Annotated in this window: 13 protein-coding genes and 2 pseudogenes; 8 read left to right on the forward strand and 7 right to left on the reverse strand. The window is 65.2% G+C overall.

Annotation, left to right across the window (positions count from 1 at the left end; all coding sequences use genetic code 11):
• From H8A95_RS37115 to H8A95_RS37125, 3 genes and pseudogenes are all read right to left on the reverse strand, one after another.
• Positions 1-130 (reverse strand): annotated as a pseudogene (locus tag H8A95_RS37115) (FAD-dependent oxidoreductase); the annotation flags it as partial.
• A 64-nt stretch (positions 131-194) separates the two neighbouring features.
• Positions 195-1,766: an ABC-F family ATP-binding cassette domain-containing protein gene (locus H8A95_RS37120; protein WP_229187577.1), complete on the reverse strand. Its 1,572-nt coding sequence runs from the start codon at positions 1,764-1,766 to the stop codon at positions 195-197.
• Positions 1,767-2,076: 310 nt separating this feature from the next.
• Positions 2,077-4,764, reverse strand: coding sequence for a sensor domain-containing protein (locus H8A95_RS37125; RefSeq protein ID WP_229187578.1), 2,688 nt, complete (start codon positions 4,762-4,764; stop codon positions 2,077-2,079).
• Positions 4,765-5,025: 261 nt separating this feature from the next.
• Here H8A95_RS37125 and H8A95_RS37130 point away from each other — a divergent pair, with 261 nt between their 5' ends.
• A complete protein-coding gene (locus H8A95_RS37130; protein WP_338028040.1) occupies positions 5,026-6,141 on the forward strand; it encodes an NAD(P)/FAD-dependent oxidoreductase in 1,116 nt (371 codons plus the stop codon).
• Positions 6,142-6,243: 102 nt separating this feature from the next.
• On the opposite strand, the gene H8A95_RS37135 is transcribed toward H8A95_RS37130, so the two are convergent.
• On the reverse strand, positions 6,244-6,429 hold the full coding sequence (locus H8A95_RS37135; RefSeq protein ID WP_050422666.1) for a YdcH family protein: 186 nt from the start codon (positions 6,427-6,429) through the stop codon (positions 6,244-6,246).
• Between the two features lie 240 nt (positions 6,430-6,669).
• Between H8A95_RS37135 and H8A95_RS37140 the strand changes: the two genes are divergently transcribed.
• The 3 genes from H8A95_RS37140 (at position 6,670) to H8A95_RS37150 (ending at position 7,565) form a co-directional block, all read left to right on the forward strand.
• Positions 6,670-6,876 carry a YdcH family protein gene (locus H8A95_RS37140; protein ID WP_024583705.1) on the forward strand — a complete coding sequence of 69 codons (207 nt, stop codon included), beginning with the start codon at positions 6,670-6,672 and terminating at the stop codon, positions 6,874-6,876.
• A gap of 209 nt (positions 6,877-7,085) precedes the next feature.
• Complete coding sequence (locus tag H8A95_RS37145) at positions 7,086-7,295, forward strand: hypothetical protein (protein ID WP_229187580.1); 210 nt, start codon at positions 7,086-7,088, stop codon at positions 7,293-7,295.
• A gap of 18 nt (positions 7,296-7,313) precedes the next feature.
• Positions 7,314-7,565 carry a hypothetical protein gene (locus H8A95_RS37150; protein WP_229187581.1) on the forward strand — a complete coding sequence of 84 codons (252 nt, stop codon included), beginning with the start codon at positions 7,314-7,316 and terminating at the stop codon, positions 7,563-7,565.
• On the opposite strand, the gene H8A95_RS37155 is transcribed toward H8A95_RS37150, so the two are convergent.
• Positions 7,529-8,308, reverse strand: coding sequence for a GGDEF domain-containing protein (locus H8A95_RS37155; protein ID WP_229187582.1), 780 nt, complete (start codon positions 8,306-8,308; stop codon positions 7,529-7,531). The genes H8A95_RS37150 and H8A95_RS37155 overlap by 37 nt on opposite strands.
• A 145-nt stretch (positions 8,309-8,453) precedes the next feature.
• Between H8A95_RS37155 and purE the strand changes: the two genes are divergently transcribed.
• Both purE and H8A95_RS37165 read left to right on the forward strand, forming a co-directional pair.
• Positions 8,454-8,942, forward strand: a complete 489-nt coding sequence (gene purE, locus H8A95_RS37160) for a 5-(carboxyamino)imidazole ribonucleotide mutase (RefSeq protein WP_229187583.1) — start codon at positions 8,454-8,456, stop codon at positions 8,940-8,942.
• Positions 8,939-10,042, forward strand: coding sequence for a 5-(carboxyamino)imidazole ribonucleotide synthase (locus H8A95_RS37165; protein WP_229187584.1), 1,104 nt, complete (start codon positions 8,939-8,941; stop codon positions 10,040-10,042). Before purE ends, H8A95_RS37165 begins: the two co-directional genes overlap by 4 nt.
• 65 nt (positions 10,043-10,107) lie before the next feature.
• Here H8A95_RS37165 and aqpZ read toward each other — a convergent pair whose 3' ends face one another.
• Positions 10,108-10,830 carry an aquaporin Z gene (gene aqpZ / locus H8A95_RS37170; RefSeq protein ID WP_229187585.1) on the reverse strand — a complete coding sequence of 241 codons (723 nt, stop codon included), beginning with the start codon at positions 10,828-10,830 and terminating at the stop codon, positions 10,108-10,110.
• A 264-nt stretch (positions 10,831-11,094) separates the two neighbouring features.
• Here aqpZ and rpsU point away from each other — a divergent pair, with 264 nt between their 5' ends.
• The gene (gene rpsU, locus H8A95_RS37175) at positions 11,095-11,391 is read left to right on the forward strand and encodes a 30S ribosomal protein S21 (RefSeq protein WP_163159653.1); all 297 of its coding nucleotides are present in this window, start codon (positions 11,095-11,097) and stop codon (positions 11,389-11,391) included.
• A gap of 112 nt (positions 11,392-11,503) precedes the next feature.
• Positions 11,504-12,163, forward strand: coding sequence for a tetratricopeptide repeat protein (locus H8A95_RS37180; RefSeq protein WP_229187586.1), 660 nt, complete (start codon positions 11,504-11,506; stop codon positions 12,161-12,163).
• A 50-nt stretch (positions 12,164-12,213) separates the two neighbouring features.
• Here H8A95_RS37180 and H8A95_RS37185 read toward each other — a convergent pair.
• Positions 12,214-12,549 (reverse strand): annotated as a pseudogene (locus H8A95_RS37185) (hypothetical protein); the annotation flags it as partial.

Here is a 12,549-nt window from a genome sequence, read left to right on the forward strand (position 1 = left end):
GCCTGCGAGGCGCCGGAGCCGAGATCGCCCTGCTCCAGCAGGATCACGCGGAGGCCGCGCCGGCCGCGTCACGCGCAATGCTCGTGCCGTTGAGGCCACCGCCGATGATCGCAACGTCATAGTCCGCCATGCCCAACGCCTATCGCATTTCCATGCGAACGGAAGATGTGCTCGCGGAAAAAAGGCATCAGGCGTCAGCCTGCTCCAACGGACGCAAAGAAATGTTCGGGTCCATCGACCTCGATCAGCTTCCTGCCTTCGATCACCCAGAACCGGTTGGCCACCGTCCGCACGAACTGGCGGTCGTGCGACACCAGGAGGCAGCTGGCCTGCTGCTCCATCAGTTCCGCCTCCAGCGTCTCTTGGCCCTCGATGTCGAGATGGTTGGTCGGCTCGTCGAGCAGATAGAAGTTCGGCTGGGTGAGCCGCAGCACCAGCATGCCGAGCCGGGCCTTCTGTCCGCCCGACAACCGCCCGATCGGACGGCCCTGCATCTCGATCGAGAGGCCGGCACCGGCGAGCAGGCCGCGCGCACGCTGATCGCCGACCTCGAAGCGTCGCGTCAGCATGCGCATCGGCGTATCGCTATCTGCGAGATCGGCCAGCGCCTGATCGCAATAGCCTGTAACCAGCGACTCGGTGGCCCTGATTTCCGCCATTGCTGCCTCCGGGCGCTCGATCGCCAGCCGCAGCGCCGCGACGAACCGGGTCTTGCCGGCGCCGTTCGGCCCGAGCAGCGCGATCCGGTCGCCCTTGCAGATGAATTGCTGGCCGGTCCTGAACAGCGGCCTGCCGTCGGGCGTGGCGATCGCAGCGTTGTTCAGCCGGATCAGGACCTTGGCATGGGTGTCGCGATTGGCGAGCCTGATCGTGCCGGCCGAGCGTTCCATGTGCGCCGGCTTCGCAGTCTCCTCCAGCCTCTCGGCACGCTGCTTCAGCTGCTTGGTCTTCGACAGCAGAAGGTCGCTGCCGGAATTGATGCCGAGGTTGTTGAGCTTCGCGGCCTGCTGCCGGAGCTGCCGGACGGCCTTCATGTCGCGCTGAAAGCGCCGCTCGTCCGAGGCATCGAATTCGTCGAGCGCCGCGCGCGCCGCGGTGTAGGGCAGCGAGAACAGCTGCGACCGTTCCGGGCGCAGGAACAGCGTCCGGTTGGTCGTCGCATCGAGAAAGGCGCGATCGTGGCTTGCGATCACCACCGGCATCTCACGCGGCAGCGCATTCAGCCAGGCCTCGAGCCGGCCGATCTTGGCGAGGTCGAGATGGTTGGTCGGCTCGTCGAGCAGCAGCACATCGGGCTCGGTCACCAGCACGCGGGCGAGCAGCGCAAGCCGCAGCCAGCCGCCGCTCAGTTGCTTCAGCGGCCGCTGCCACAGCTCCTCAGGCACTTCGAGCGATTGCAGGGCGACGTCGACCCGCCAGCTCTCGCCGGCGCGTTGCTCGCCGGGAAGTGCCTCGAGCACGGCGGCATGGAACGGCGTATCCATCAGCCTCATCGGCGCATCCTGCTCGACATGGCCGACTGTCAGTCCGCGGGAGCGGGTGATGTCGCCTTCATTGGGCTCCATCACGCCGACGATACAGCGCAGCAGCGTGGACTTGCCGCGGCCGTTGGCGGCCACGAGCCCGATCCGGTCGCCGGCATTGACGACGAGATTCAGTTCGGAAAACAGCGGCGCGTTCAGCGTCACGCCGAGATTGCGGACATTGATGAGGGTCACGATCAATTCTCTGGTCTTGCCGGCAATCACGACGTCATCCCGAGGCATCCAGCCATCATCGGATGTGCGTGTCGAAGCGCGGCGAGGGATTTAAGTGCAGGCGCGAACGCTCAAGCGTTCGACGCCGCACGGCCACGAAGGGCAGACCAGGAAGAGATTTTAGCCGAGTTTCCGGTCAGCCCTGCAAACGCATTTGCAGGGCGTTGACGGGGCCACGCTTGAGGTGGGGATCATTGAATCTCGCCACGACGCAGCCCTCCTTTCTCGGCACGAAAATGATGTGGTGGTTCGACGGTAACCGGACGTGCAGCGGATGGCAAGCACGGCCGACCGGGCCGACCCGACGGTTCGGATCAGTTTACCCGGCTCTGCGTACGGTTTCGGCAAGCCGGTCGCCGCCGACCAGCGCGGCAAATTGACCGATCGGGGCCGGCCGGCCGATCAGATAGCCCTGCACCGCGTCGCAGCCCTCTTCGGAGAGGAAGCCGAGTTGCGCCTCGGTCTCGACGCCTTCGGCGACGATCGACATTTCAAGGCCGTGGCCGAGATCGATGACCGCGCGCACGATCGCGGCCGATTGCGGATTGCGGCCGAGATTGATGACGAAGGCGCGGTCGATCTTGATCTTGTCGAACGGAAACGCCTGCAGGTAGCTCAGCGAGGAATAGCCGCTGCCGAAATCATCCATCGAGATGCGGACGCCGAGCGCCTTCAGCCGCCGCAGCAGCGACAGGCCGCGGTCGAAATCCTCGATCAACACGCCTTCGGTGATTTCGAGTTCGAGCCGGTCGGGCGTCAGCCCGGTCTCGAGCAGGATCGAATGGACCAGGCCGACGAGGTCGCCATGGGTGAATTGCGCCGGCGACAGGTTAACCGCGACCTGCATCGGAACGGCCCAGGAGGCCGCCTCGCGGCAGGCTTCGCGCAGGATCCATTCGCCCATCTCGACAATGAGGCCGCTTTCTTCCGCGAGGGGAATGAAGTCGCTCGGCGGCACGAAGCCGCGCTGCGGATGGTGCCAGCGCGCCAGCGCCTCGAAGCCGATGATCTGGCTGCTCGCTACGCTCGCGCCGGTGGCCGCCTGCGGCTGGTAGTAGAGCGACAATTCGCCGTTCTTGATCGCGACCGACAGCTCCTGGTGCAGCACGCGGCGATCGCGGATCTGCTGGTCCATGTCCGGCTCGAAGATCGAGATCGTGCCGCGTGACTTCGCCTTGGCGCGGAACAGCGCCGCGCCGGAATTGGCCAGCAGCGAGGCCGCGTCGGATCCGTTGTGCGGGAACACCGCGATGCCGGTGGTGAGGCCGGTCCGCACCGATTTGCCGTCGATCGCGAAATCCTCACCCAACGCCTCGGCGGCCTGCTCGGCCAGCGCGATGCCGGCGGCGGGTTGCTTGCCGTCGATGATGAGGCCGAATTCGTCGCCGGACAGCCGCGCGACCACGCCGCCGCGCGCCACGGTCTGCAAGCGCTGCGCGACCTCGATCAGCACCTTGTCGCCCATCGCATGGCCGTAGACGTCGTTGATCTCCTTCAGCCCGTCGAGGTCGACGCAGAGCACGGCGAACTCCTCGTCGGTGCCGTCGCAGGCCTCGATCATCTGGGTCAGCGCCTGCAGGAAGGCGGCGCGGTTCGGCAGATCGGTCAGGCCGTCATGATAGGCCATGTGCGCCATGCGCGACTCGGTCTGGCGTCGGTCGGTGACGTCCTCATGGGTCTTGATCAGATATTGCGGCTCGCCATTGTCGTCGAGCACGGTCATGCGGCGGGTCAGGAACAGCCGCAGGCCGTCCTTGGTCGAGATCGGATGCTCCTCGGCGATCATGCTGCGCTTCCTGATCGCAGCCTCGTCGCGGGCGACGATCAGCTTGGCTTCGCGCGCGTTGAAGATGTCGGAAGCGGTGAGACCGGCGGCGTCCTCGCGGCGGCGATTGAGGATCGTCTCGGCGCTGCGGTTGGCCAGGAGGTAGCGGCCGTCGGTGACGCGCTGCACGATCAGCGAGACCGGGATGTTGTCGACCACGAGCTCGAGGAATTTCTTGTTGTTCTCGAGCTCGCGCGACAGCGAGCGGCGGTCGGTGACGTCCTCGAACAGTGCGATCAGGAATTCCGGCTCGCCGGCTTCGTTGCGGGCGATCACCCGGTTGGACGCCAGGATGCGCTTCTCCGAGCCGCGCTCGACGAAGAACTCGCTGCGGTGATAGCCTTCCGGCGCGTCCAGCGCTGCGCGGTCGGCGGTGTCGATGCTGAGCGCGGTCTCGGTGCGGAAGATCTCGTCGGCGCGCTTGCCGACGATGTGGTCGCGCGAGAAGCGCGAGAAGCGCTCGAACGCGCGGTTGGCGAAGATGTAGCGGCCGTCTTCGATGTTCTTGGCCGCGACGCAGACCGGAACGTTGTCGAGCACCGACTCCAGGAACTGCGTGGTCGAGGCGAGCTTGCGCGACAGCTTGCGCTGGTCGGTGCAATCGAGATGGGTCGCGACCGAGCCGCCGTTCGGCAGCGGAAAATATTTCACCAGCACCGACCTGCCGCCGGGCAGTTCGGTGACCAGCCCCTCGGGCAAAGCGGCCCGGGCAAAGAAATCCTCGGCGGTGACGTCGAGCACGCCGCGGTCGCGGCGCAGCTCCAGCAGCTCCGTGCCGGTCATGTTGCGCCTGATATCGGAACGCGACAGGCCGTAGATGTCGAGATAGCGGTCGTTGCAGAACACGATGCGCTCGCGCGCATCGGTCATCACCACGCCCTGGTTCAGATGATTGAGGGCCGACGACACGAAGGCGTTGCGCCGCAATTGGGCACGCTTGGCCTTGCGCAGGGCCGAGAGGACCCAGAGCCCGATCGCGCCGAGAAAGGACGCGACCACCACGCTGCCGATCAGGAGCTCCCAGACCACGCCGGGATCAAGGTCACCGAGATAGGTCGACGGCGCGAAGGCATCGGAGGCGGCCCGGGCCGCACCGTACGGCACGACGGCAGCGATCAGGCAAAGCACGGCCCTTGCCGGAATCGAATTCTTCCCGCCCGCCTGCCACTTCCTGCCAGCCATCGATCACCCGAAGATTTCTCGGGCGAGTGTCCGGCTCCGGCGGTTTGGATCGGGTAAACGCGTACTGATGCAACTGGACAATGCGACTTAATTCACGGCAATTGCCCTGACATGATTAATGCTCCACTAACGGGGCATGGCTCCCCGACTATTTGAGATGGCCCAAGCACTTGCCTAATCAGCACTTGCAGAAGGCGATCGGATCGGCTGAACGATGTTAGCGGCAACGGCGATCCGGTGGTTGTGCGGAATTTTTCGGACCTGAAGGACGAGATGGACAGGGTTGATTGCGTGATCGTCGGTGCGGGGGTGATCGGCCTCGCGGTGGCGCGGAGGCTGGCACAGGCCGGCCGCGAAGTGATTGTGATCGAAGAGGCCGAAGGGATCGGCACGGTGACCTCGTCACGCAACAGCGAGGTGATCCATGCCGGCATCTACTACCGCGCCGGCAGCCTGATGGCGCGGATGTGCGTCAGCGGCAAGCGGGCGCTCTACCGCTACTGTGCCGAGCACGGCATTCCGCACAAGAATTGCGGCAAGCTGATCGTCGCCACCACGCCTGCGGAGACCGAAAAGCTGCAGTCGATCCGCGCGCATGCCGCGGCCAATGGCGTCGACGACATGCAGCTGTTGTCGGGCGAGGCGGCACGCGCGCTCGAGCCGGCGCTGAACTGCGACGCGGCGCTGCTGTCGCCCTCCACCGGGATCATCGACAGCCATGCCTACATGCTGGCGCTGCGCGGCGACGCCGAGGCAGCCGGAGCGGCCTTCGCCTTCCACACGCCGCTGCTCCACGCCAGGGTCACCGCTGACGGGTTCGAGATCGAGGCCGGCGGTGCGGCGCCGATGACGCTCGCCTGCGATCTCCTGGTCAACGCCGCCGGCCTCGGCGCAACGGCGGTCGCGCGCAATGTCGAGGGCATGCCGATCGAATTGATTCCAACAGCTTATTTGGCCAAGGGCAATTATTTCAGCTGCAGCGCCAAAGCGCCGTTCTCGCGGCTGATCTATCCGGTGCCCGAGCCCGGCGGGCTCGGCGTCCACCTGACGCTCGACATGGCCGGACAGGCGCGGTTCGGCCCCGACGTCGAATGGATCGATCACATCGATTATGCCGTCGACCCCGATCGGGCCGAGCGGTTCTATCCGGCGATCCGGAAATACTGGCCGACCCTGCCGGATGGGGCACTGATGCCGAGCTATTCGGGAATCCGGCCCAAGATCGTGCCGCCGGCGGTCGCGACCCAGGACTTCCTGATCCAGGGCCCGGCCGATCACGGCGTCGCCGGGCTGATCAACCTGTTTGGGATCGAGTCCCCCGGACTGACGTCATCGCTCGCTGTCGCCGACCACGTCGGCGAGCTGGCAGGGCGCTGAGCAAATACAGCTTGGCAAACGCAGCATGGCCTCCCGGGGGATGCGCGCCACGGCGTTCATCCCTCGGTGAAAGGTCAGGATTATTTGCTGATTTACGGGGACTTAGTGGACCGTGTCGTCGGCGGAAAGTCTCAACCGCTCGATTTGATCCTTGACCATCAGCTTGCGGCGCTTCAGCTCGCAAATATGCAGGTCGTCTACGGAGGGGTGAACGAGTGCTTCGTGCAGTTCGTTCTCGAGTATTTTGTGTTTACGCTCCAGCTCAACGAGATGGGCCTGTATCGCCATTGCGAACACTCCTCGGTGCGTTAAACCTCAGGTTCGATCCGGACCAACAAGTGTACACGAGTGGATTGGGCTGTCGATAGGAGAAGCGATATGCCGCAGGCACGCATTTCGGTTTATCTGTAACTAATCGTGACTGTGGAACCGGTTCGGCTTGCGCGGCGCGCGCGCAGGGAGGATATTCCGGTAAGCGGCTGCTTCGGCCGCAACAACCTCGTCGTGCTTACCAGTTAATACACAACCATGAACGATCAGGATGAGCGTGAACTCCTCGCCGAGCTTGCGCGTCTGCAACAAGAGCACCGCGACCTCGATGCCGCGATCGACGCGTTGCATCAGTCGCCAGCGCCGGATCTCTTGATGCTGCAACGCTTGAAGAAGCGGAAGCTGCAATTGCGCGATCGCATCGCCTTCATCGAAGACCAGATCACGCCCGACATCATCGCCTGACGCGCCGGCGGCTGCGGACGCCTCGCGGTTGGCCGGCCCAGGTTCGCTCGGCCCCGCGGTTTTCCCCGTCATCCACAGCGCCTCGCTGGCATCACGTCGGGCTTCACGTTCGCGGCAACGGACGAGCGCGTGGTGATCCACGCTTGACTCCTTTGGAACAAAAAGAGAACATACTGACCCAGCCGCCTGCCATCAGAGGGAGTTCCGCCATGTCCGCACCGCCTTCCCTGCCCGAGCACAGCCACTACGAGAAGGCCTGCGATCAGGCGATCGCGATGTGCGACGGCAACCTGCGCAGCACCATCAAGGCGCTGATCATGGCCAACGAATATCTGGAAGCCGAGCTCGAGGAATTGCAGGCCGCGATTGCCGCCGGCTGCGTACCGGCGCGAACCCAGGCCGCGAGCGACGCCGCCTGATCTTAAGGGGAGCAAGCAATGACCGACGTGACCTATTACGTGGCACTGCCCTTCATGCAGGACGACGACGGCTCGCCGGTCGCCGGCAGCGCCGAGGAATGTCAGAGCTCGGCGATCGCACTGCGCCGGGCGGAGACCATGTCGCGGATGCCGGGCAGCATCGGCGCCGTCGCGTTCAGCCGCACCGGCGATCCAGCGATCGGCGAATTCGGCGATGCCAAGCTGTTGCGCGCCTACGGCAATGTGCCTGAAGACCTGGGTGCGCTGTAACCTCCAGGATCCTCTGGAATCCCTTGGGATTCATGACGCCGCTGCGCCTTGCGCACATACATCGCACGGTCGGCCTCATCGAGAACCCGATCGACATCGGAATGCGCGGTGAGGATCGCAACGCCCGCCGAGGCGCCGGCGGAGACCCGGCTGCCGCGGAACACGAAGGTCAGGCGATCGATCGCTTCTTCCAGCGCAGCCGCCTTGGCGCGCGCGTCGATCTCGCTGAGATTCCACAACAGCACCGCAAACTCGTCACCGCCGAGACGGCCGATCACGTCGGAAGCGCGCACCTGGTCCGAGATCGCGGCAACGATCGCCTTCAGCACCTCGTCGCCTGCCGCGTGCCCGAAGGCATCGTTGATCGGCTTGAGGCGGTCGACGTCGAGCACGATCAACGCGCCGGAGGCCTGGTAGCGCTTGATGAAGGACAGCGAACGGACGAGCTCGCGCTCGAAGCCGCGCCGGTTCAGGATGTCGAGCAGGAAATCGGTCTCGGACGAGGCCTGCAGCTCCTCGATCCGGGCCTGGGCCCGTGCCAGCTGCGCCCGCAACCTGCGGATCGTGGACTTGTCGCTGGGCGCGAGCGCGCCGCGCGTCGCAGCCTTGGTTCCGGCCGCTTTGGTTCCAGCGCCTCTGGTTCCAGTTCTTTTGCCCGGTGCGGATTTACGCGCCGCAGGCGCGCCTTTCCGTCGCTTTGCGGCTCCGGAGGCGGCCGCCATCGTCTTCTTCTTCATGCGCATCCTTGTTGAGGCCTGCTTATGAAGGCTTGCCGGGATTCACCAAGACAGGATAGTCCATTCTAACTCCCTTGCCACGCCTTGGATGAGAACCGGGCCGCCCCTATAATCGGCCTATGCTTTTGGATTCCTGAACAGAATTGAAGAGATGACCGCTCCGATCGCCATCATCATGGGAAGCCAGTCCGACTGGGAAACCATGCGCCATGCTGCCGAGACCCTGGCTGCGCTGGGTGTTGCCTGCGAAACGCGCATCGTTTCGGCCCACCGCACCCCGGATCGGCTCTATACCTTCGCCAAGGGTGCCAAGGCGGCCGGCCACAAGGTGATCATTGCCGGCGCCGGCGGTGCCGCGCATCTGCCGGGCATGACGGCCGCGCTGACCGAACTTCCGGTGTTCGGGGTTCCCGTCGAATCGAAGGCGCTGTCCGGCGTCGATTCGCTCTATTCGATCGTGCAGATGCCGGCCGGCATCCCGGTCGGGACGCTCGCGATCGGCAAGGCCGGCGCGATCAATGCCGCGTTGCTCGCGGCGAGTGTGCTCGCGCTCAACGATCCCGCTTTGTCGGTCCGGCTTGCGGCCTGGCGCAAGCAGCAGACCGATGCGGTCAAGGAGCATCCGGAGGGCACGGCGTGACGGCTTCGAACCTCGTGAAGCTGAAGCCGGGCGACACCATTGGAATCCTCGGCGGCGGACAATTGGGCCGGATGCTGGCGATGGCCGCAGCGCGTCTCGGGCTCCGCAGCCAGGTGTTTTCGCCCGATCCGGATTCGCCGGCCTTCGACGTGGTGCAGCGTGCGACCTGCGCGGAATATGCCGACGTCGAGGCGCTCGAACTGTTCGCCAACGATGTCGACGTCGTCACCTATGAATTCGAAAACGTTCCGGCCGCGACCGCGATGGTGCTCGCCGCGCGCCGCCCGGTGCTGCCCGCGTACAAGATCCTCGAGACCACGCAGGACCGGCTGATCGAGAAGGATTTCATCAGCAAGCTCGGCATCGGCACCGCCGATTATGCCGACGTTTCCTCGGTCGCCACGCTGCGCACCGCGATCGAACGCATCGGCCTGCCGGCGGTGATCAAGACCCGCCGCTTCGGCTATGACGGCAAGGGCCAGGCCATCATCCGCCAAGGCGATGACATCGAGCAGGTCTGGGACGATCTCGGCACCAAGTCGGCGATCCTCGAAGCATTCGTGCCGTTCGAGCGCGAGATCTCGGTAATCGCGGCCCGCTCCGCCTCCGGCGAGGTCGAATGCTTCGACGTCACCGAGAACGAGCACCGCGATCACATTCTGAAGATCTCCCGCGCGCCGGCCGCGATCCCCGAGGCGCTTGCGGCGCAGGCGCGCGCGATCGCCGAAAAGATCGCCACTGCGCTCGATTATGTCGGCGTGCTTGCGGTGGAATTGTTCGTGGTGCCCGGCAACGGCAAGGCGACGGTGCTGGTCAACGAGATCGCGCCGCGCGTGCACAATTCCGGTCACTGGACGCTCGACGGCGCCTCGATCTCACAGTTCGAGCAGCACATCCGCGCGATCGCCGGCTGGCCGCTGGGCAAGCCGGTGCGCCACGGCGAGGTCACCATGACCAACCTGATCGGCGACGACATCCTGAGTTACGAGCAATGGCTCACCGTTCCCGGCGCCACCGTGCATCTGTACGGCAAGGGCACGCCGCGTCCCGGCCGCAAGATGGGCCACGTCACCGAAGTGACGCCGCCCCGCAAACCATAATTCCAACGGCGCTTCCACGCATCGATGAAAATGGGATCGTGGCGACCACGATCCCATTCGATAGATCACGCCGTCTTCACGCCGGCGACGATGCCGGCCGGCTCGTCGCTGAGCCAGCGATAGATCACGCCGCCGAGCGCACCGCCGATCAAGGGCGCGACCCAGAACATCCAGAGCTGCCCCAGCGCCCAGCCACCGACGAACAGCGCCGGTCCGGTGCTGCGCGCCGGGTTCACCGACGTGTTGGTGACGGGAATGCTGACGAGATGGATCATCACCAGCGCAAGGCCGATGGCGAGCGGCGCGAAGCCGGCCGGCGCCTTGCCGTGGGTCGATCCCATGATGATGAACAGGAACATCATGGTCATCACGACCTCGGTGATGAAGCACACCACCATGCTGTAATGGCCCGGTGAGTGCGCGTCATAGCCGTTGGAGGCAAAACCCTTGCTGACATCGAAGCCGGGCGCACCGCTCGCGATCACGTAGAGCAACCAGGCCGCGACGATCGCGCCGGCGACCTGCGCGATGATGTAAGGCAGCACCTGACCACCCGGGAAACGCCCACCCGCAGCAAGCCCAACCGTCACGGCCGGATTGAGGTGGCAACCCGAGATATGGCCGATCGCATAGGCCATGGTCACCACGCTCAGCCCGAAGGCCAATGACACGCCGACCAGGCCGATCCCGACCTGCGGAAAGCCGGCTGCGATGACAGCGCTGCCGCAGCCCGCGAATGTGAGCCAGAACGTACCGATCAGCTCGGCCGCGTATTTCTTCATCTCCATGTGGCATCTCCCCTATTTCCAATGTCCGGGTTATCCAAAACTCCGGGAGCGGCCTCGATCCTGGCGCCAAACCACCCAAATCAGGGCCGCACAAAGGCATTTTCGCCCCATTTCGTGGCTTTACTAGGCCCGAAAGTCACTCGACCGGTGGACATCTGCGCGTTTGTCTGATACATGCGCGCGCCTAGGGTTGAGAAGCAGGCCTTTTGCCGCCCCTTTACCTTGCCAGAATTCCGAACCGATCAATTCAAAAGAGGATGCCGCGTGCAGGTTCTCGTCCGCGATAACAATGTCGACCAAGCCCTGAAGGCGCTGAAGAAGAAGATGCAGCGCGAGGGCATTTTCCGCGAGATGAAGCTCCGCGGTCACTACGAAAAGCCCTCTGAGAAGAAGGCTCGCGAAAAGGCTGAAGCCGTGCGCCGCGCGCGCAAGCTGGCCCGCAAGAAGCTGCAGCGCGAAGGCCTGCTGCCGATGAAGCCGAAGCCGGTGTTCGGCGCTGGTCCCGGTGGCGACCGCGGCGGCCGTCCCGGTGGTGCAGGCGCCAGTCGCGGCCCCCGCTGAACCGTTTTGCCGATTTGGAAGTCTAACAGCGCGGGCCACGGGCCCGCGTTGTCGTTTTGAAGCAAGCCGCGTTCCGGGGACCCATGCAAAATTACCGGCAAGAGCATTTTGCATGATGGCTGTTCCGGCACCCCGCCCCCTCTTCCCGGAACCTGCGCACCGCCGTCGCGCCCCGCACCTCGTCATCATTGCGGTAATTCTCGGCCTGCCGCTCGGGGGCTGCTCGTTCGACCTCGGGTCGTGGGGCTCGGACGACAAGCCGAAGCCGGCTGCCACCGCCGACAAGCCCGCCGCCGACACCATCACGCCGCAGGACATCAACAGCGCCAAGGATCACACCACGCGTGCGCAGGTGCTGGCGCGCTCCGGCAAGCTCGACGAGGCGATGGTGGAGTTCGAACAGGCCCTGGCGGCCGACCCTTACAACATCCAGGCGCTCTACGGCCGCGCCCTGATCCATCAGGGCCGCGGACAGCATCAGCAGGCGATCGACGATTTCACGGCGGCCAGCGGGCTGTCGCCGCAGAAGGCCGAGCCGCTGATCGGCCGCGCCACCAGCTACCTTGCGCTCGACAACGCCAGGCAAGCCGCCACCGACCTCGACGAGGCCGTGCAGGCCGATCCCAACAACGTTGCGGCGTGGAGTGCGCGCGGCCAGACCTATGAGCGGCTTGGCGACAAGGCCAAGGCTGCGGCGTCCTACAATCGCGTGCTCGCGCTGCGGCCGAATGACGGCAACGCGCGCAGCGGGCTGGCGCGCACCGGCGGCTAGCAATTCGCGTGAAGTAAACCCATCGGGAAGGGGTAGGCCGACGCTTCGGTCTACTTCGGCAGAACGGCGTGGAACATCGACTTCATGCCGGAGAACATGTCGTCGGTCACCGAGGTGTGGTCATTCTTCGGCGCAGGTATAGCCGCGTCGGCGCGCAGGTCGAGCGGCGCCTGGATCACCGGGACCGGGATGTCGGCCGGCGGCGTCAGCCGATTCGAATCGCGGTTCGAATCTTGGGCGCCGGCGGCGTAGGGCGGACGCTGCTGCGAGGATTGGTCGACGTTCTCAGTCGAGGGGTTCGACACCATGATCGGCGGCGGCAACGGCCGGATCGCCGACGCGGTTGCCGGACGCTGCGCCTCAGGCAGGCGGGCGAGGTCGGTGCG

Origin of the sequence: Bradyrhizobium oropedii (assembly GCF_020889685.1) — a bacterium.
Classification (GTDB): domain Bacteria; phylum Pseudomonadota; class Alphaproteobacteria; order Rhizobiales; family Xanthobacteraceae; genus Bradyrhizobium; species Bradyrhizobium oropedii.